The 598-nt window shown below is 29.9% G+C and carries 2 pseudogenes; both read right to left on the bottom strand.

The annotated features are described in order from the left end of the window. Nucleotides 1-204: pseudogene (locus DNK84_RS14055) on the bottom strand (type VI secretion system baseplate subunit TssF/IglH); the annotation flags it as partial. After that, nucleotides 194-598: pseudogene (locus tag DNK84_RS14060) on the bottom strand (hypothetical protein); the annotation flags it as partial. The pseudogenes DNK84_RS14060 and DNK84_RS14055, both read right to left, overlap by 11 nt.

Raw genomic sequence — 598 nt, forward strand, 5'->3', positions numbered from 1 at the left:
ATAATAACTATAGAAAAGGTTAAACCTTCTTTGTAACAAGAAATTCTGCGTACTTAACGTAGAGCGTTGCACTGTATAATCTACGGCATCAATAATCGCCTTTAGATCCCTAGACTTTAAGATATCATTTTTATTGTATTTACTTGATTCTAGATACTGGTAAAGCTGCTCTTTTGACTGAATCTCTTTTAAATTAGTATCCATATTCATACCTCTCATAGATTTTTATCTTATGGCTCATCAGCTCAGTACTATCTGATAAATTAAATGGCATAAAAACAATTTTTATAGGATGCACAATAAGCCAAACATTCACCGCTATGTATTTTCTATTTGACTCAAAATGTTCACTTAAAACTAAACTATCAATACACTGAGATATTTCTTTACAAGTTTTTTCACTAAATAAAGTTTCAGACTGAATTGTTATGTCAAAATGCAATTTCGGAGATAATAACTTATTCCCAAGGTGCATATTTGAAAATGAACTATTGCTATCCAGATAACTAGACTTATCAATAAGGTCTAGCTTCCATAATGATCTAACATTTAAATTAAATTGCGTCAGTGCCCTTTCAAACAAACTATTAAAAGATGA

This window comes from Facilibium subflavum, assembly GCF_003574485.1.
In the GTDB taxonomy this organism is placed as follows: domain Bacteria; phylum Pseudomonadota; class Gammaproteobacteria; order Francisellales; family Francisellaceae; genus Facilibium; species Facilibium subflavum.